This window comes from Falsiroseomonas bella (assembly GCF_003173615.1).
Taxonomy (GTDB): domain Bacteria; phylum Pseudomonadota; class Alphaproteobacteria; order Acetobacterales; family Acetobacteraceae; genus Falsiroseomonas; species Falsiroseomonas bella.
Genome location: NZ_QGNA01000005.1, coordinates 507123 through 524599 on the forward strand (window position 1 = coordinate 507123; position 17477 = coordinate 524599).

Below are 17477 nucleotides of genomic sequence, written 5' to 3' on the forward strand. Positions count from 1 at the left end.
CAGCCGGGTGCTACCGCCCCGAGCCCCGCCGGCAGGGCCGGTCGGGGCAGATGCTACGTCTGCGCATCGCGTGACGGAGCATTCGCGCTGTGCCGCGCGCCAGCCAAGCGCCAACAGCGCGGCCCGGATTGCGTTCTTCGAGGGGGCTGGATCAGATCATGATCGCTGCCGCGCAGCCGGGCCGCGTGGCCTCGCAGCGCGAGGTGGCGCGCCGCCTCGGCGTTTCCCACACGGCGCTGCAGAAGGCGCAGCGCGCCGGCCGCATCGCGCCCGAGGCCGATGGCGCTTGGGACGTGGAGAAGATCCGCGCGCGGCTGGCTGAGAGCAGCGATCCGACGCGGAAGACTGCTGCCTTCGTCGCACCGGCACCACCGCGGCCGGTCTCGCCCCCGATCGCGGCGTCTGCGCCCGATCCGCTGCCGCGCGCTGCCGGCAGCACGTTCCACGACGCGCGCACGGCGAACGAGGTGCTGAAGGCGCAGGAGCGCCGACTGCGGCTCGACGAGCGCAAGGGCAAGCTGGTCGACAAGGCCCGCGCGCTGCTCCTGGTGCACCGTCTCGCCAAGGAGGAGCGCGATGCCATCCTCGCCTGGCCGGCCCGCGTGGCTGCCGAGATGGCGGCCGAGCTCGGCGTCGATGCGCATCGGCTGCAGACGATGATGGACACACGCCTGCGCGAGCATCTTGCGGCCCGGCACGATGTCCGGGTGAGCGTCGGCTGATGGCGGGCGAGCATCTCTTGGAGGAGCTCGGCCGCTTCGACGGCGACGCCGAGATCCTGCAGGCCTGGCGCGACGGCATGGCGCCCGAGCCGGCGCTGCTGGTCTCGGAATGGGCGGACAAGCACCGCGTGCTCGGCAGTCGGGGTTCGGCGGAGCCCGGCCCATGGCGCACCGTGCGCACGCCGTATTTGCGCGAGATCATGGATTCGCTGTCGCCGGCGCAGGCCGCGCGGCGCGTGGTGTTCATGAAGGGCGCGCAGGTCGGCGGCACGGAGTGCGGTAATAATTGGATCGGCTACGTAATACATCATGCACCCGGCCCGATGCTCGCGGTGCAGCCGACGACGGAGCTGGCGAAGCGCTTCTCCGACCAGCGCATCGACCCGCTGGTGGAGGAGACACCAGCGATCCGGGAGCGCGTCGCGCCCGCGCGCAGCAGAGATTCGGGCAATCGGCAGCTCTCGAAGGAGTTCCCTGGCGGGCAGCTGGTGATGACCGGCGCCAACAGCGCCGTCGGCCTGCGCTCGATGTCGGCCCGCTTCCTGTTCCTGGACGAGATCGACGCCTATCCCGGCGATGTCGAGGGCGAGGGTGACCCGATCGCGCTGGCCGAGGCGCGCGCGCGGACCTTCGGCTGGCGCCGGAAAATGCTGCTGGTCAGTACGCCGACGATCGCGGGCCTGTCGCGGATCGAGCGCGAGTATCTCGCCACCGACCAGCGGCGCTACTTTGTGCCCTGCCCGCATTGCGGCCACCGCCAGCATCTCCGTTTCGAGCGCCTGCTCTGGGACGAGGGCGAGCCGGAGACGGCGCGGTATCTCTGCGAGGATTGCGACGGGGCGATCGGCGAGCAGCACAAGGCGGCGATGCTGGCCGGAGGCGAATGGCGGGCCACGGCCACGGCGACGGACCCGCACGCGATCGGCTTCCACATCTCGGCGCTCTACTCGCCGCCGGGCTGGATGCCCTGGTCCGAGATTGCACGGCTCTGGCTCGCGGCGCAGGGCGACGACCGGGCGATCAAGACCTTCCGGAACACCGTCCTCGGCGAGACCTGGCAGGAAGCGGGCGAGGCGCCCGACTGGCAGCGACTCTATGACCGCCGCGAGCACTGGCCTGCGGGCACGGTGCCGATGGGCGGGTTGCTGCTGACAGCCGGCGTCGACGTGCAACGGGATCGCCTCGAGGCGAGCCTCTGGGCCTGGGGCCAGGACCGGCAGTCCTGGCTGGTCGAGCACCGCGTGCTCGCAGGGAACCCCTTCGAGGCGGCGGTGTGGGAGGAGTTGCGGCTGCTGCTGGGCGAGACCTGGCGGCACGCCAGCGGGCATCGGCTGCCGGTGGCCATGGCGGCGATCGACAGCGGCGACGGCATGACCACAGCGGAGGTGTATTCGTTCGTGCGCCGGGCTGGTGCCGGCCGCGCCATCGCCGTGAAGGGCCAGGACGGGCTGCGCGCTGCGATCGGCCAGCCGGCCGCGACGGAGGTTCGGCGGAACGGGCGGAAGATGGGCGGTCTGAAGGTCTGGCCGGTGGGCTCGTCCTTCCTGAAGGGCGAGACCTATGGCTGGCTGAAGCTGGAGCGGCCCACGGAGGAGAGCGGCGATCCGTTCCCGCCGGGCTACGTGCACCTGCCGCTCCACGCCGCCGGCGAAGAGTTCTGCCGCCAACTCACCGCGGAACAGTTGGTGGCTCGGGCGGGGCGCAACGGCTTCCGCCGCCTCGAATGGGTCAAGACGCGCGAGAGGAACGAGGCGCTGGACTGCCGCGTGTATGCGCGTGCCGCCGCAGCCGCCCTCGGGATGGATGGCTGGGGCGAAGGTCGCTGGGCGCGCATGGCCGATGCGCTGTCGCTGCCGGCGGCCGAGCTTCCCACCGGCGGGAATGTCGCGCCGCTGTCGCCGGCCGCGTCCGACGCCCATCGCCCGCGCGGCTGGCTCGCGCCGCGCTCGGGCTGGCTGCGCTAACAGGGAGGGCGAGCATGGATCCGACCGTCCTCGCCTGGGCGCTGGCGCAGCCGGCCGGTAGCCGGGCGGCCGCACTCGCGGCGGCCTACACCGGCGGCACCACGCGCGTGACCTTCGACGGGCGCACCGTGGAATACCGCAGCCTGGATGAGCTCGGCCGGGCACTGGCGGTGCTGCGCGGGGCAGAGATGACGGCAGCCCGCCGCCCGTCCGTCACGCTGGCCTGCTTCCCCCGCGGGGGAAGCAGGTGATGGGCCGGCTGCGAGATACGTGGAACGCGCTGCGCGGCTACGCAGCGGCGCAGGACAGCCGTGCCTCCGCCTGGGCGCCCTCCGCCGGCAGCGCTACCGCCGAGGTCGGGATGGCCGCGGCGACTGTGGCGCGCCGCCCCCGCGATGCTGTGCGCAACGATCCCTATGCCAGCCGCATCGTCGATCTGTGGACTGGCAATGCCGTCGCGCCCCGGTATCACGACGCGCTGGCCGGACGCGGCACACAGCCGCGCGTGGCAGCGTTGGGCAGCGGCTGCGACGCGGACGGCCGGCTCGACCTCTACGGCTTGCAGGCGCTGGTGATGCGGGCCGTCGTCGAGAGCGGCGAGTGCTTCGTCCGCTTCCTGATGGCGGAGCCCTCGCCGGCAAACCCGATCGACTTGCGGCTGCAGGTGCTGGAGCACACTGCGCGGCTATCGCAGGCACCCACCGCAGTCGACTATAGAGACGCGGCGCCAATGCCACGACAAGTCAGTGCCCACCAAGCACCAGCGTCTTGAAAGGAAGCAATGCGACCTGGATCCGCAACAGGATCGCATGCACCAAGCCGACGGCGTCAACAACGTGCAACGCCAGCCACCGCCCGGTGCCGATGCCGGGCTGCTGCAGCGCCTCGTGGTTCGAGGTGTAGGCATTGGCAATGCAGTTGCTGCCCGGCACAACGTCGTCGAGTGCACCTTCGTGGAGCGGCTCCAGCACCGCCAGGACGGTGCCTGGCTGCCGGAACTGCTGCAAGTCGATCAGCTGGTCCGTACTGCGGATCTGACCGCTCGCGATGAACCCCTGAACGCTTGTCACGACCATCGGGATGACCCTCCAGGGCAGCGACGCGCAGCTCGCCTCGGCCAGCATGCCTGGCCGCATCACCTGCGCCTCGATCTGCCCGAATCCGGCCGCCAGCACCGGGCGCAAGATGCCCTGGTCCTCCGGGAGCAGGACGCCGGCAGGGCGCATCAGCGGGTTCACGATGTCGCCGGGCTGAAGGAGGAACTGCTCGACGCGGCCCGTGACGCCGGCGCGGACGACGGTCTTGGCGAGTTCCGCCTCGGCCTGGGCCAGCGTGGCCACCGCGCTCGCGCGCTCGGCCGGAAGTTGCTCGTTGAGGCGCGCCTCGACAGCCCCCTTCGCCGCTTCGGCCGCGGCGACGCCCGCCTGGCGCGAACGCACCAGAATCTCGAGACGTTCCGCCTCTCGGCGCGCCACGACGTCGCGCTGGGCAAGCTGCGATTTCGTTTCGAATTCGTCGATCGCCTGCTGCAGGTTCCACTGGGCTTCCAGCATACGGGCCTCCGACTGCAGCAGGTCGGCGCGGGCGAGTGCGAAGGCTGCATCCACCTCCGCCACGCCGCGATGCGCCGTTTCAACGGCTGTGCGCTGCGTGCTGTCGTCCAGGCGGAACAGGGGCTGCCCGATCTCCACCCTCTCGCTGCCGCGCACATAGACCTCCGCGACGCGACCGATACCCTCCGACAGCACGGGCACGCTCCGATAGACCGCGCTGACATAGGTCGAGGACGGGTGGAAGTAGAACACCAGCGTGATCAGGCTGATCGTCAGGACCAGGCAGCCGACGATGCCCCACCGCAGTTCGAACCAGACGGAGAACAGCGTGATCTCGCGGCCGATCCGCTTGCCTTGCGCGTAGCGGCGAAAGAGGTAGTCGGGGAAGATCGTGAGAAGGGAGCAGACGATCAGTTCGAGCATCGGTCAGCCCTCCTGATGCGCTGCGACGGCGCCGCGTTGCGAGGGCGGGGCTGGCGCCGGCGAGTCGGGCATCGCTGTGCCTTCATCCGGCATCATCGGGGCGGCGCCGCCGTTCTCCACGGTGTCGCCCGAGCCTGGTGGCAGGCCGGCGATGCGCTCCGTCGAGCCGGCGATGCGGCGCATCGGCCCGCTGAAGTCCGGGATGTCGATCAGCGCGAGCAAAAGCCCGGCCACCCAGAAGATGTGCATGTGGGTGAAGAGCGCGAGGAGGCCAAGCACCGCGACGATCTCGAACTGCAGCTTGTGGCCGCGATGCGCCATGCGTTCCGGAAGCGTGTGCAGGCGCAGGAAGATCAGGCCGAAGGCGACCACGGCGACGATGAGGAAGATCCCGGTCCCGACAAGAAGCGGGTCGGATCCATCCGGCCCCGGCATGAAGAAAGGCACTTGGTGCGACGCGGCCGGATGCAGCGATGTGGTCACGTCGATACTCCTCCCGTGCGGCGCTGCGGTGTCTCTAGGCGAGGATGTGGTAGCCGCCGTCGATGTAGAGCGTCTCGCCGGTCATGGCGGCGGCGTAGTCGCAGGCCAGGAACACGCAGGCGGCGCCGACTTCCTCGATCGTCACCAGCCGCCGCGCCGGCGCGCGGGAGGAGACGCGCTCCATCAGCTCGTCGAAATCCCTGATGCCGGATGCGGCGCGCGTGGCCAGCGGGCCGGGGCTCACCGCATGCACGCGGATGCCTTTCGGGCCAAGCTCCGTCGCGACATAGCGCACGGCCGATTCCAGCGCTGCCTTCACGGGCCCCATGATGCCGTAGTTCTCCACCACCTCGTTGGCGCCGAGATAGGACATGGTCAGCACCGTGCCGCCATCCTTCATCAGCGGCTCCGCGCGGCGCGCGAGGTCGAGGAGGGACCAGCAGGAGACGTCCATCGCGGTCAGGAAACCGTCGCGCGGGCAGTCCACCACGCGGCCCTGCAGCGCCTCCTTCGGCGCGAAGGCGATGGCGTGCACCAGGATGTCGAGCCTGCCCCAGCGCTGCGCGATGGCCTCGAAGACGGCGTCCACCTGCGCGCCGTCCCGCACCTCCATCGGCAGGAAGATCGGCACGTCGAGCTGCTTCGCGAGCGGCTCGACATGCGGCTTCGCGCGCTCGTTCAGGTAGGTCATGGCGATCTCGGCGCCGGCCTTGCGCATCGCCGCGGCGCAGCCCCAGGCGATGGAGCGGTCGTTGGCCACGCCGACGACCAGCGCCTTCTTGCCGGTCAGCACGGGCGGCAGGCGATCGGGGTCGGGCATGCTCTCTCCTCAGCGCACCAGCGCGCGCGTGTGGCGCGCGATCATCAGGTTCTCGTCGGTCGGGATGACATGGACGCCGACGCGGCTGCCGGGCGTCGAGATGCGCTTCCCGCGCGCGGCGTTCGCCGCCTCGTCGAGTTCGACACCCATCCAGCCGCAGGCGCGGCACACCGCCTCGCGGATCGCCACGGCGTTCTCGCCGACGCCGGCGGTGAAGACGAGCCCGTCGAGGCCGCCCATCGCGCCGGCCAGGGAGGCGACGTTGCGCGCGACCTGGTGGACGAAGACCTCGATCGCGAAGCGCGCACGCGGCTTCTCGCTCGCCAGCAGGTCGCGGAAGTCGGAGGAGACGCCGGAGAGACCCAGCATGCCGGACTTGCGGTAGAGCAGCGCCTCCACCGCCTCGGCGTCCATGCCTTCCGTCGTCATCAGGTGCAGCACGACGGCGGGATCGAGCTGCCCGCAGCGCGTGCCCATCGGCAGCCCGTCGAGCGCGGAGAAGCCCATCGTCGTCGCCATGCTGCGCCCGGCCCGCATGGCGCAGAGCGAGGCGCCGTTGCCGAGATGCGCCACCACCACGCGCCCGGCGGCGATCTCCGGTGCCGCGCGCGGCAGGACAGAGGCGATGTACTCGTAGGAAAGCCCGTGGAAGCCGTAGCGCCGGATGCCGCGCTCGGCCATCTCCCAGGGCAGCGCGAAGACCTGCGCGACCTCGGGGATGGTGCGGTGGAAGGCGGTGTCGAAGCAGGCGACCTGCGGCAGGCCGGGATTGCGCGCGAGCGCCGCGCGGATCGGGGCGAGGTTGTGCGGCTGGTGCAGCGGCGCGAGCGGCACGAAGGCTTCCAGCTCATCGAGCATGGCCGGCGTGACGCGCGCGGGCGCCGCGTGGTTCGGCCCGCCATGCACCACGCGGTGGCCGATCGCGGACAGGCGGCGCCCGGCGAGCCATTCCTGCAGCCAGGGCATCAGCGCGACGAGCGCATCGGCCGGCGTCGCGGGCGGGGCGGCGGAGAGGTCGGGCGGCGGCAGCGCCTCGCCCGCGCCGGTCCTGGCCTTCGCCGCCGGCCGCACGCCGATGCCGTCCACCTGGCCGTTCAGCAGGCAATCGTCGCCCGCATAGATCGAGAATTTCAGCGAGGAGGAGCCGGCATTGACGACGCCGATCAAGCCATCGGTCATGCGCGCTTCCCCTGCGCCGCCGCCAGCAGCCGGGCCAGCGCGATGGACGCCAGGCGGGATGCCACGCTGTCCGCACGACTGGTCAGGATGATCGGCACCTTCGCACCCAGCACGATCCCTGCGCTGTCGGCACCCGCCAGGTAGCTCAGCTGCTTGGCCAGCATGTTCCCCGCCTCGAGGTCGGGCACGACGAGGATGTCGGCATCGCCCGCCACCGGCGAGACGATCTTCTTGATCTCGGCGGCGGCGCGGCTGATCGCGTTGTCGAAGGCGAGCGGCCCGTCGAGCAGCGCGCCGGTGATCTGGCCGCGATCGGCCATCTTGCACAGCAGCGCGGCGTCCAGCGTGCCCGGGATCTTGGGGTTCACCGTCTCCACCGCCGAGAGGATCGCCACCTTCGGCTGCGGATTGCCCAGCGCGTGCAGCATGTCCACCGCGTTCTGGACGATGTCCACCTTGGTCATCAGGTCGGGCGCGATGTTGATCGCGGCGTCCGTCACGAACAACGCCTTCGGGTAGGAAGGGACGTCCATCGCGAAGACATGGCTGATGCGCCGCACGGTGCGCAGCCCGCCCTCGCGCGAGACGACAGCCCCCATCAGCTCGTCGGTGTGCAGGCTGCCCTTCATCAGCGTCTCGGCACGGCCTTCCTTGCACAGCCTGACCGCGGCCATGGCGGCTTCGACCGGCGTTGCGGCTTCCAGCAGTTCCGCGCCATCCAGCGAGACGCCGGCGGCGGCGGCGGCCTTCTCGATCTCCGCGCGCGGACCGACCAGGATCGGCTTCAGCCCGCCCTCGCGCATCGCCTGCAACGGCCCGAGCAGACTGTCGCGGTCGCAGGGCCAGGCGACGGCGGCGGTCACGGCCGGGGCGCGCGCGGCGCTTTGCATCAACCGCTCGAGATGGCGGTGGCTGTGCAGGATGATGTCGGGCCGCGCCTCCGGCCGGAGCGTGACGGGCTCCGCCGGCAGGCGCACCAGCACGCTGCCTTCCGCCAGCCGGCCGCGGGCGCAGTCCACGCTCAGCGCGATGCTTGCCGTCTCCTCGCTCGGCCGCGCGGCGATCGTGCCCGCGACCACCACCTTGTCGCCGACCGCGGGGTCCATGGCGAAGCGGATCTCCTGCGCCAGCACCTCGCTGCCCGGGCCGGGCAGGCGGCGCGCGACGAAATCCAGGATGATCCCGTGCATCAGCATCGCAAGCGCCGCGTCGGGCAGCTTGCCGGGCGGCGCGTCCGGCGTGCCGAACAGCGCAGCGACCACGTCGAAGCCGCGTTCCTGCAGCACATGCTCGCTGCTCGCCGACATGCCCGGCGCGGCGTCACGGCGAGACAGCCCTACCAGCGATCCGTCGTCGTTGAAGCTGCTCAAGGCATTTCTCCTCGATCCCGCTTGATTGGCGTGCGGCCCACCCGCTGTTGATCGCCAAGCAAGCGCAGCACATCCCGGCCATGGTAGTGGATACATACACGCGTCTCGTGCTCAGTACTGCCGGCCACGGGCGCCGTGCGTTGATCTCTCGCATTCGCGAATACGCCTGCCGTCACGCTCGCATCCCTCATGCCCTGGCGCCCTCCGCCTCCTCGAGAACGGCCGCGAGCGTCGTGGCACGCGAGATGCCGCCGACCACATCCGCGAAGCCGTCGCGCCGCAGCAGGTCGCGCACACGGCCATGCGCGCCGGTGATCACGAACCTGATCCCCTGGCCGGCCAGCGTCGCATGCAACTTCCGCAGCATGCCCAGCGCCGACAAATCCATGTTCGGTGAGCTCGACAGGTCGCAGACCACCAGCCGGACGGATCCTTGCGGCTGCGCGGCGAGTCGCGCGAGAACCGCGTCCTGGACGTTCTCGGCATTCACGTAGAGCAGCGATCCTTCGGGGCGGAACGCCAGCGCGCCGGGGATCGTCTCATTCTCCGGATGGCGCGCCATGTCGCTGTAGTGCGACGTGCCGGGCACGCGGCCGAGGAAGGCGACATGCGGCCGGCTCGCCCGGACCAGCATCATCAGCACCGAGGCGAGTGCGGCGAGCAGGATGCCCTGCAGGATGCCGAGCAGCAGCACGCCGACCAGCGCCACGGCAGCGGCGGCGAAATCCACGCGGCTGACGCGCCAGAGGCGGAGCAGTTCCGGGATGTTGATCAACCCCGCAACCGCCGTCAGCACCACGGCAGCCAGCGTCGCCTTCGGCAGGTTGGCGAGCAGACCGGTCAGGAACACCAGGCAAAGGGCCAGCGTCGCCGAGGCGAAGACCAGCGTCAGCGGCGTGCGCGAGCCCGCCTTCTCGGCCACCGCGGATTGCGACAGCCCGCCTGCGACCGGATAGCCGTGGCCAAGGCCCGCCATCAGGTTGGCCGCCCCGATGCCGAGGAATTCCTGCCTGGGGTTCAGCGCGTAGCCATGCTTCTCCGCGAAGCTGCGAGCCGCGGAGACGCCCTCGATGTAGGCGAGCAGCAGGCAGCCGGCGGCGAGCGGGACGATGCCCTCGACCTCGGAGAGCCGGAGCGACGGGAGACCGATCTCGGGCAAGCCCGCAGGTATGGATCCCGTGATCACCACGCCCTGCGAGGCGAGGCCGAACAGGCTTGCCGCCAGGATCGACAGCACCACCACGCCGAGCGCGATCGGCCGGCCGGGCAAGGCCTTGCCGCCCGCGACGAGCAGCACGAGTCCGGCGAGGCCGACGCCGAGGGTGAGCGGCTTGAGCCCCGGCAACTGACCAGCGAGCATCACCAGGCGCTCGATCGTGTTGTGCCCGCCGCCCGCGACGCCGAAGAGCGCGGGCAGCTGCGTCACCGCGATGGTGATGCCTGCGCCCGCCTTGAAGCCCACGAGGATGCTGTCGCTGATCAGCTTCACGAGGACACTGAGCCGCAGAGCCCAGGAGATGACGCACAGCAGGGCAACCGTGAAGGCGGCGAGGCTGGCGATCTCGGCGTATCGCGCGGCGTCCCCGCCCGCCATGACGCCGACATTCGCCGCCACCATCAGCGAGATCGCGGACGTCGGCCCGATGGCGAGGTGCCGCGAGGAGCCGAGCAGCGCATAGCCCAGCCCGCCCAGCATGTAGCCATAGACGCCGACCTGCGGCGGCAGGCCGGCGAGAGTGGCATAGGCGAGTGCGACCGGCAGCGCATAGGCGGCGAGCGTCACGCCAGCCACGAGGTCGCCGCGCAGCCATTCCCGTGAATAGCCGCGCAGCCATCCGAAGGGCGGGAACAGCGCGGTGCGGCGCGCCGGCACGGGAACGGCGTCGGGGCGCGAAAGGCTCATGCCGCGCTGTCTCCTGCCCGCATGAAGTCAGGCTTCCGAACGGATCTCGAGGCGGCCGGCGCGCACGGCGGCGACCATCGCCTCGTGGTCGCGCTCAGCCTGGTCGGCATAGCTGGCGGCGAAATCCGCCATCGCATCCTCGAAAGCATCGCTGTCGCCCATATAGGCGCTGAGCAGCACCGGATCGCCCGAGCGGCAATGCGCCCGGGCCAGTGTCATGCCCGTGTAGCGGGCATAGACCTTGGTGCCCGAGGGAATGGCAACCTCGATCTGCGGCTTGATCTTCACGTCGTTCAACTGTCGCACATACAGGTTCGGGTGGCCCTTCCCGGCGCCGGTCAGCCAGCCCAGGAACATGTCGCTCGCACCCTGCATCAGTCGCTGGCCGCGCACCACGCGCTCGCCCGGATGCGTCACGGGGTTGGCGCCCGCATAGGGCTCGAGCACCGAGCGCCGTGCCTCCTTCACCTGCAGGAAGAGCGGGTCGCCGTTGCCCGACATCAGCAGGACCACGGCGCAGAGCGTGCCGACGCTGCCCACGCCCACGACTTTGATCGCGATATCCACGAGCCGGTAGCGCTCGAGCAGGGTGGCAACCGACGGCAGCACCGACTCCCTGTAGCGACGGAAGGATTCCGCGATGTCGTCGCGGAAGTGCCGGCCACGTTCGTCGTCGATGTGATAGACGAGCGGCGGCTGGTCGCGGATGCGCGGCTCCGGGCGGCTGCGCACCGCGAGCTTCTCGAATTCCAGCTCATGGCTGGCGGTCTCGGTGCCGTCCTTGATCTTCTTCTGGAGCTTCTTCTGCAGCGCGGTGTTGCCCGTCGCCTCCAGCAATTCCTCCAGGTCGAAGCTGTCGTACCAGGCGTCCAGTATGGGCATTTCCGCATAGCGCGCCATGCGCTTGCGGTAGGCGCGCGCGGCGCGCCAGGCGCATTCGCGCGTGTCGTCGAGCGAGAAGTTCCGGTAGCGGCCGAGCAGCACGAAGCTCGCGACCAGCCGCTTGACGTCCCATTCCCATGGCGCGGGGGAGGTCTCGTCGAAGTCGTTGATGTCGAACACGATGCGCCGTTCCGGCGTCGCGAAGCCGCCGAAATTCACGGCGTGGCAGTCACCGCAGGCCTGCACGCGGACGCCGCTGGACGGCGTGCGCGACAGGTCCGCCGCCATCACGGCGGCCGAGCCCCGAAAGAAGGCGAAGGGGTTGGCAAGCATGCGGCCGTAGCGGATGGGCACGAGGTGCTCGATGCGCCCCTTGCTGCTCTCGATCAACAGGTCGATCGGGTCGTGCTGGCGCTGCGCCGCACGCCAGGCGGCGTGGTTCTTCAGCGGGGTGTGCTTCGCCAGGGCGCGGCCAGCGGCCTGGCGATCCCGCACGGATGCGGTTTGCGGCGGCGCCGAGGCGGCCGCGACATGCGCGGGGGCGCCCGCCTTTGCCGCGCCTGGTTCGCGGGTGGGGCCACCCTTGTGCTTCGACGTCTTGGCCATGTCAGTGCCGTCCTTTGTGGGTGTCCACTGAATTGGTGTGCAGGGTCGAGGCCGGGTCGACGCTCGGTCCCATGGACCGGGCATCCTCTCGGATCCGATCCGTGCGGCGGGAGAGTCTGCTTCGTGCGTGCATCAGGCGCGCAACGCCGGCCGCGGGGCCTGCTCCTCCGCCAGTTCGCGCTGCAGGAAGAAGTTCAGGAAGGTGCGGATGGCCGCGACTGCCGCCAGCTTTCCGATCTGGTCCCAGTCCGGCGAGATCGCCGTGCCGACGATGTCGGCGGCGAGTTGGAACTCCAGCGCCAGCGACAGGCCACGCGCAAGGCCCATGCGCACGTCGCCTGTCACCCGGCCAAGCGCCTGACCAACCAGCCTCGAAAGTGCCACGAGCATGGCCACGAGGATGATGGCGACGCTGACCGCCTCGATACCGAGCTTGAGCCACGACGCCGCGGCGATGACCGCGGCTTCGAGTCCCTCGGGAAGTGCGGCGACGTGCATGCGCGTGCTCCTGGATGGCCCGCTCGTCGGGCAGGCATGGCGCCCAAGGACCGGGCTCAGCCCACGAGAAAGCCCCCAGGCTCGCGGCCCGATCGATTTCCAAGAACTGGCAGCCGCAGGGACCGCGGGATCATCAGACAGGGGCAGCGCTTCATGGCGTTCTCTCCCAGATCGACAGCATCAGCGCGATCATGGTGAGTTGACCACTTAGCACCGCGGAGACACTGCCGGGCGGCTCGAGAGCCCGCGCCCTGGGTAAGTTACGGTGACATGCGGCCGGCCCGGGCTGCGTCCGCGCTGGGCGGGGTGAAAGCGCGAAGCGGGGGATGGCCGCCATGAAGGCGCGGACGGCGGAGTTACCGTAACGTACTCCGGGCTGGCCCGGCCGGCGCCATGCTGAACGCACCCAGGGACGTCGACCTTTATGAACGAGATACGACACTCCCCATCCGATGCCGGGCTCGTTTCGGCCAGCTTTCCGTCTGAAGCGGCGCACCGGTCGCCCTGGCGACGGGGGCCACGGCCATCGACGACGCCTGTGCCCGGATGCGGGCGCGACGCTTCGGGAACGGCCGCAGCGCCGCCTGCCAGGCAATCCTGACGCCGATGGATGGCATGGATGGCGCCCTCGCGTTGGCGCTCAAGGTTCTGCTGCTCATCTTCATGGCGGGCTCGCTGCTCGAGATGGGGCTCGGGCTGAGCGTCACGGAGGCGCTGAAGGGGCTGCGCAATCCCCGCTTCCTCGCATACGGCGTGCTGTTCGCCTTCATCCTTGGGCCGCTCGTCGCCTGGGTCCTGACCCGTATCATCCCGCTTGAGGAACCCTATGCGGCTGGGCTGCTGCTACTCGCGATGGCACCCTGTGCGCCCTTCCTGCCGATGATGGTGGGCCGTGCGCGGGGCGACATCGGATATGTGCCGGCCATGCTTTTGCTGTCGGCCGTCGGCACGCTGATCCTGATGCCAGCCGGGGTGCCGTTGCTGGTCCCGGGCCTGGCCGTCGATGCCTGGACGATCGCGCGCCCGTTGATCGTGATGGTCCTGCTGCCGCTGCTGGCCGGCCTGGTCCTGTTCCGCACCGCCCCAGGCTTCGCGGCTGCCATCCGGCCCAGGGTCAAGCGCGTGACGGGGATCGCCGCGATCGGGCTGCTCGCGCTCTGCGTCGTGATGTACGGCCGCGGCTTCGCAAGCACCTTCGGAAGCTTCGCGATCGGCACGCAGCTTCTGTTCCTGGGCCTGCTGACGACGGCGGGCTATGCCTTCCCGCGCGGGCTCGCGCAGGCGCAGCGCAGCGTCCTCGGCCTTGGCCTCGGCACGCGGAACGTGGGGGCGGCCGTCGCGCCGCTGCTTGCGGTGGCCGATATCGATCAGCGCGCGATCGTCATGGTGGTGCTCGGCGTTCCGCTGCAGCTCCTCTGCAGCCTTGTGGCTGCCGCCTGGTTCGCACGCGACGCGAAGCGCGCCGAGCTCTGAAGGATACGCCGCATGCCGGTCTGGCTCATTCCCATGATCTACACGGTGGTCAGCCTCGTATGCGCCACCGCACTGCCGCGCATAGAGTATGGACTTGCCCTGCCCTTCGACCTCGGGATCTCCGCCTCGGCGGCTCTCGCCGTGCTGTCCTCGATCGCGTCAGGGATGATGGCGCTGACGGGTATCGTCTTCTCGATCGCCTTCGTCATGCTGCAGTTCAGCGCGGTGACCTATTCGCCACGCTTCGCCAATCGCTTCGCGCGCGATCCCGTGCTGTTCCATGCGCTCGGCATCTTCTTCGCCACTTTCACCTATTCGCTCGCTGCGGCCGCCTGGTCGGACCGCGGCGGTTCCGGGCAGGTGCCGGCCGTCTCGGCCCTGGTCGCCGTTGCGCTGCTGTTTGTCAGTCTCATGGCCTTCGGGCTGCTGATGCGGCGCCTGGGCGACCTGCAGATCACCAACACGCTGCGCTACATCGGGGACCAGGGACGGGCCATCATCGGGCAGACCCTGGCGACCTCCGCGCAAGGAAGTGCCGGCCGCGGCGGCAGCCGGGCCGTGGAGGCGCCCTCGCCGGGAGCTGTGACCCAGATCCTCCGCCATGCCGGGCCGCCGGGCTACGTGCAGCGTTACGACATCCCCGCCCTCATCGGCCTCGCGCAGGGCGCGGGGGCGCGCATCAAGGTGGAATGCGCCGTGGGCGACATGATGATGGATGGCAGCGTCATGCTGCGCGTGCTCGGCGGCGCAGGGACGGTGCCGGAAACCGCGCTGCGCAAGGCGGTCAGGCTCGGCTCGGACCGCACCTTCGAGCAGGATCCGAAATACCCGATCCGGCTGCTCGTGGACATCGCAATCAAGGCGTTGTCGCCCGCGATCAACGACCCGACCACAGCGGTGCAGGCGCTCGACCAGATCGAGGATCTGCTGCGACGGCTGGCGCGGCACGATCTCGCGGACGGGCGCCTTGCCGATGCGGAAGGGGTGCTGCGCGTCGTCTTTCCTACGCCCGACTGGGACGACTACCTCGCCCTCGCCTTCGACGAGATCCGCGTGTTCGGCGCAACATCGGTGCAGGTAATGCGGCGACTTCGCTCCGCGCTGCGCGGCCTCGCGGAGCTGGTCGGCGAGAGCGACCGTGCGGAAGGCGTCCAACGCTACCTCGAGCACGTGGACGCCGCGATCGAGAACTCCGCCTTCGACGAGCGGGACCGTGCCGCCGCCCGGCAGGAGGATCCGCAGGGGCTCGGCCTGACACGGTAGCGGCCTTCAGGTGGCCTCGGCGCCCGGAAGGGCGCGCAGGCTATCGATGCTGGCCCTTCCTGTTGCCGCGCGCGCCCGCCGCCGCCCGGTCGGGCCGCGGCGACATCTTGAAGCGCAGCGCGGGGCCGCCTTGCGGCAGCGTGCCCTGATCGCCTGTCGGCCGCTCGAGCAACGCCCGGTCATCGCTGCCGAACATCCTCTCCACCTCCGCCATGCGCCGCGCCGCTTCCTCCGGCATCTCGCCCGCCGCCTCCACGACGCTGCGGAGCACCGCCAGCGCCTTGGCCCGAACCGCCGGGTCGTCGGGGAGAAGTGCTGGCAGGGTCTCGATCGCTCGCGCCTCGTCGATCAGCAGCATGAAGAATTGCTGGCGGATGGTCCGCTTGAACTCCGCAAGCGGCAGCCTTTCCCGCCCCAGCGCCGCGCGGATGCGCCGGATGATGGCGAAGGAGCGCTCATCCGCACTGGCCGTCGGCAGCCGCACCCACATCAGAGCGCGCAGCACCGCCTCATTCAGGCCGCCCTCGGCCATGGCGGCGCGCAACCGCTCGGTCGCCAGGGCCACGAAGCGGGCATGGTCCGGAATTTGGCCGGGCCGCGCGCGCGGCGGCGCCGTTTCCGCCGCAAGGCCGGTCGCCGCCTGCACCAGCGGCGAGGAATAGACCTCCTGGAAGACCCGTTCGCTCAGTGCGTCGCGCTGGCGGCCATAGGCCTCCAGCATGCGCGTGACGGCCTCGGACACCTGGCGTTCGGCGACCCGGCCGGGATTGTCGTCCGCGACGGGCCGGCGGTCGGCGCGCGCGAACTCCGCTGCCCAGCGCACCCATGCCATGGCCGGGTTGCGATCCGAGAACAGCGTGTAGGACATGCGCGCCGGGTGCAGCTGTTCCATCGCCCAGGTGACGGGCGGGGTCGCCAGCGCACGCACCGCGGGCTGGGCGAACTGCCGGTAGAGCGCGAGGTTCGCCTCCGACACCCGACGCGCCGCGGCGAAGCGCTTCTCGTCCTCCGCATCGGTGCCGCCATGCCGGGCGAGGTCGGCGAAGCGGCGCGCCTCGAAGTTCACCAGCCACTCCCCGCCGATGAGCTCCGCCCGCGCCTCTTCCTTCGCAGGCCGCAGCACCGCCTCGTAGAGGCCGGGCGGCAGCACGTCGATCATGTCCATGTTGGACGCGAACTCGTTGTGCTCCTTCCGCGCCACGCCGCCCGAGACGAAGATGCCAAGGTGGCCGATGCTGCCATGCACGGAATAGACGATGGTCTGGCCATGCGTGCGCAGGTCGTTCTCGTCGCCGTAGAGATCGGTGATCCAGGACAGCGCCTGGGCGGGCGGCGTGATGTCGTCGCCCTCGGAACAGAAGACGATGATCGGCGACTGGATGGCGCGCGGATCCACGCGCGTGCCGTCGGAGAAGATCAGCTCGCCCGTCGCCAGCCGGTTGCCGACGAAGAGCTGGTCCACGATGAACTGCATCTCCTCGGCGTTGAGGCGGACATGCCCGCCCCACCATTTCTCGAAGCCGAGGTAGCGGTCGGCCGCCTTGTCCACGTCGGCCCAGACCTCGTACTGCTTGGTCCAGTAGGTGTTCGCCGGATTGCCGCTCTCGAAGTTCGTCACCAGCCAGGCGCCATCGAACTTGCCGCCGCCGATGTCACCCGTCATCGCGGTCAGCCAGGATCCGCCGAGCAGACCGCCGAGGTAGCGCATCGGCGCCTTGCCCGGCACGCCGGCCCAGGTGGAGATGGGCGAGCCGGCGACCATGATCGGGCCGAAGGCCTCGGGCCGGATCGCGGCGGCCATCAGCAGCGCCCAGCCGGCCTGGCAGTTCCCGATGGCGACCGGCTTGCCTTCGGCGTCATGGTGCCGGCGGCCGACCTCCTCGGCGAAGGCGACGATGGCGCGGACCACGTCTTCGATCGTCTGGCCGGGTTCGGGCTCGGGACGGAAGCCGACGAAGTAGCAGGGATGGCCGGCGTTGATCGCGACGCCGATCTCGCTGTCCGCCTTGAAGCCGCCGATGCCCGGCCCGTGGCCCGCGCGCGGGTCGATGACGATGAAGGGGCGGGCGAGCGGATCGGTCGGGGGCGCGCCCTCCGGCGGCGTCACGCGCGCCATCCAGTAGTTCACCGGCCGCGGCAGGTCGCGGCCATCCAGCACGAGGTCGAAGCCGAAGGTCAGGACGTGCCGCATCGGGTCGTCCTCGCGCTCCAGGAATGCGTTGCCGCGCTCGCGAAGCACGTCGAGGAACAGCACCGAACGCTGCCAGGCGTCGAGGCCGTAGGCGGCCCAGGGGAACAGCGACGGGTGGGCGGGCATTGTCATTCTCCTCGGGCGCGC

General features: G+C 70.3%; 15 protein-coding genes. 6 read left to right on the plus strand and 9 right to left on the minus strand.

The genetic code is table 11. The annotated features are described in order from the left end of the window. The first annotated feature begins 158 nt into the window (after nucleotides 1–158). From DFH01_RS28900 to DFH01_RS23080, 4 genes are read left to right on the plus strand one after another with little or no spacing between them, the layout of a single operon-like run. Complete coding sequence (locus DFH01_RS28900) at nucleotides 159–722, plus strand: elements of external origin (RefSeq protein ID WP_109872834.1); 564 nt, start codon at nucleotides 159–161, stop codon at nucleotides 720–722. Further along, nucleotides 722–2686: a phage terminase large subunit family protein gene (locus DFH01_RS23070; protein WP_109872835.1), complete on the plus strand. Its 1965-nt coding sequence runs from the start codon at nucleotides 722–724 to the stop codon at nucleotides 2684–2686. Before DFH01_RS28900 ends, DFH01_RS23070 begins: the two co-directional genes overlap by 1 nt. Before the next feature lie 14 nt (nucleotides 2687–2700). After that, on the plus strand, nucleotides 2701–2937 hold the full coding sequence (locus tag DFH01_RS23075) for a phage head-tail joining protein (protein WP_109872836.1): 237 nt from the start codon (nucleotides 2701–2703) through the stop codon (nucleotides 2935–2937). Further along, entirely contained in the window at nucleotides 2937–3458 is a 522-nt protein-coding gene (locus tag DFH01_RS23080; RefSeq protein WP_109872837.1) for a phage portal protein, read from the plus strand. The genes DFH01_RS23075 and DFH01_RS23080 overlap by 1 nt, the downstream gene beginning before the upstream one ends. Here DFH01_RS23080 and DFH01_RS23085 read toward each other — a convergent pair. The 8 genes from DFH01_RS23085 to DFH01_RS23120 all read right to left on the minus strand — a co-directional run bounded on the left by DFH01_RS23085 (nucleotide 3430) and on the right by DFH01_RS23120 (nucleotide 12403). Further along, a complete protein-coding gene (locus tag DFH01_RS23085) occupies nucleotides 3430–4662 on the minus strand; it encodes an HlyD family secretion protein (RefSeq protein ID WP_109872838.1) in 1233 nt (410 codons plus the stop codon). The two genes, DFH01_RS23080 and DFH01_RS23085, sit on opposite strands and share 29 nt — an antisense overlap. A gap of 3 nt (nucleotides 4663–4665) precedes the next feature. After that, nucleotides 4666–5145, minus strand: coding sequence for a hypothetical protein (locus DFH01_RS28525; protein WP_199231358.1), 480 nt, complete (start codon nucleotides 5143–5145; stop codon nucleotides 4666–4668). Nucleotides 5146–5179: 34 nt separating this feature from the next. Next, entirely contained in the window at nucleotides 5180–5965 is a 786-nt protein-coding gene (fabI, locus tag DFH01_RS23095) for an enoyl-ACP reductase FabI (RefSeq protein WP_109872839.1), read from the minus strand. Nucleotides 5966–5974: 9 nt separating this feature from the next. Further along, entirely contained in the window at nucleotides 5975–7144 is a 1170-nt protein-coding gene (locus DFH01_RS23100; RefSeq protein WP_109872840.1) for an acetate/propionate family kinase, read from the minus strand. Continuing rightward, nucleotides 7141–8514, minus strand: coding sequence for a bifunctional enoyl-CoA hydratase/phosphate acetyltransferase (locus tag DFH01_RS23105; RefSeq protein ID WP_233256242.1), 1374 nt, complete (start codon nucleotides 8512–8514; stop codon nucleotides 7141–7143). Before DFH01_RS23105 ends, DFH01_RS23100 begins: the two co-directional genes overlap by 4 nt. A gap of 187 nt (nucleotides 8515–8701) precedes the next feature. Beyond that, entirely contained in the window at nucleotides 8702–10417 is a 1716-nt protein-coding gene (locus tag DFH01_RS23110) for a SulP family inorganic anion transporter (protein WP_109872842.1), read from the minus strand. A 27-nt stretch (nucleotides 10418–10444) separates the two neighbouring features. Then, nucleotides 10445–11794: a DUF2252 domain-containing protein gene (locus DFH01_RS23115; RefSeq protein WP_199231359.1), complete on the minus strand. Its 1350-nt coding sequence runs from the start codon at nucleotides 11792–11794 to the stop codon at nucleotides 10445–10447. A 243-nt stretch (nucleotides 11795–12037) separates the two neighbouring features. Next, entirely contained in the window at nucleotides 12038–12403 is a 366-nt protein-coding gene (locus DFH01_RS23120; RefSeq protein WP_109872844.1) for a DUF1622 domain-containing protein, read from the minus strand. Nucleotides 12404–12949: 546 nt separating this feature from the next. Between DFH01_RS23120 and DFH01_RS23125 the strand changes: the two genes are divergently transcribed. Both DFH01_RS23125 and DFH01_RS23130 read left to right on the plus strand, forming a co-directional pair. Further along, nucleotides 12950–13876, plus strand: coding sequence for a bile acid:sodium symporter family protein (locus DFH01_RS23125; RefSeq protein ID WP_109872845.1), 927 nt, complete (start codon nucleotides 12950–12952; stop codon nucleotides 13874–13876). Nucleotides 13877–13888: 12 nt separating this feature from the next. Beyond that, complete coding sequence (locus DFH01_RS23130) at nucleotides 13889–15139, plus strand: DUF2254 domain-containing protein (RefSeq protein ID WP_109872846.1); 1251 nt, start codon at nucleotides 13889–13891, stop codon at nucleotides 15137–15139. Between the two features lie 40 nt (nucleotides 15140–15179). Here DFH01_RS23130 and DFH01_RS23135 read toward each other — a convergent pair whose 3' ends face one another. After that, nucleotides 15180–17456 (minus strand): DUF3141 domain-containing protein, encoded by a 2277-nt coding sequence (locus tag DFH01_RS23135; protein ID WP_233256243.1) that lies wholly within the window; start codon nucleotides 17454–17456, stop codon nucleotides 15180–15182. Nucleotides 17457–17477: the final 21 nt, after the last annotated feature.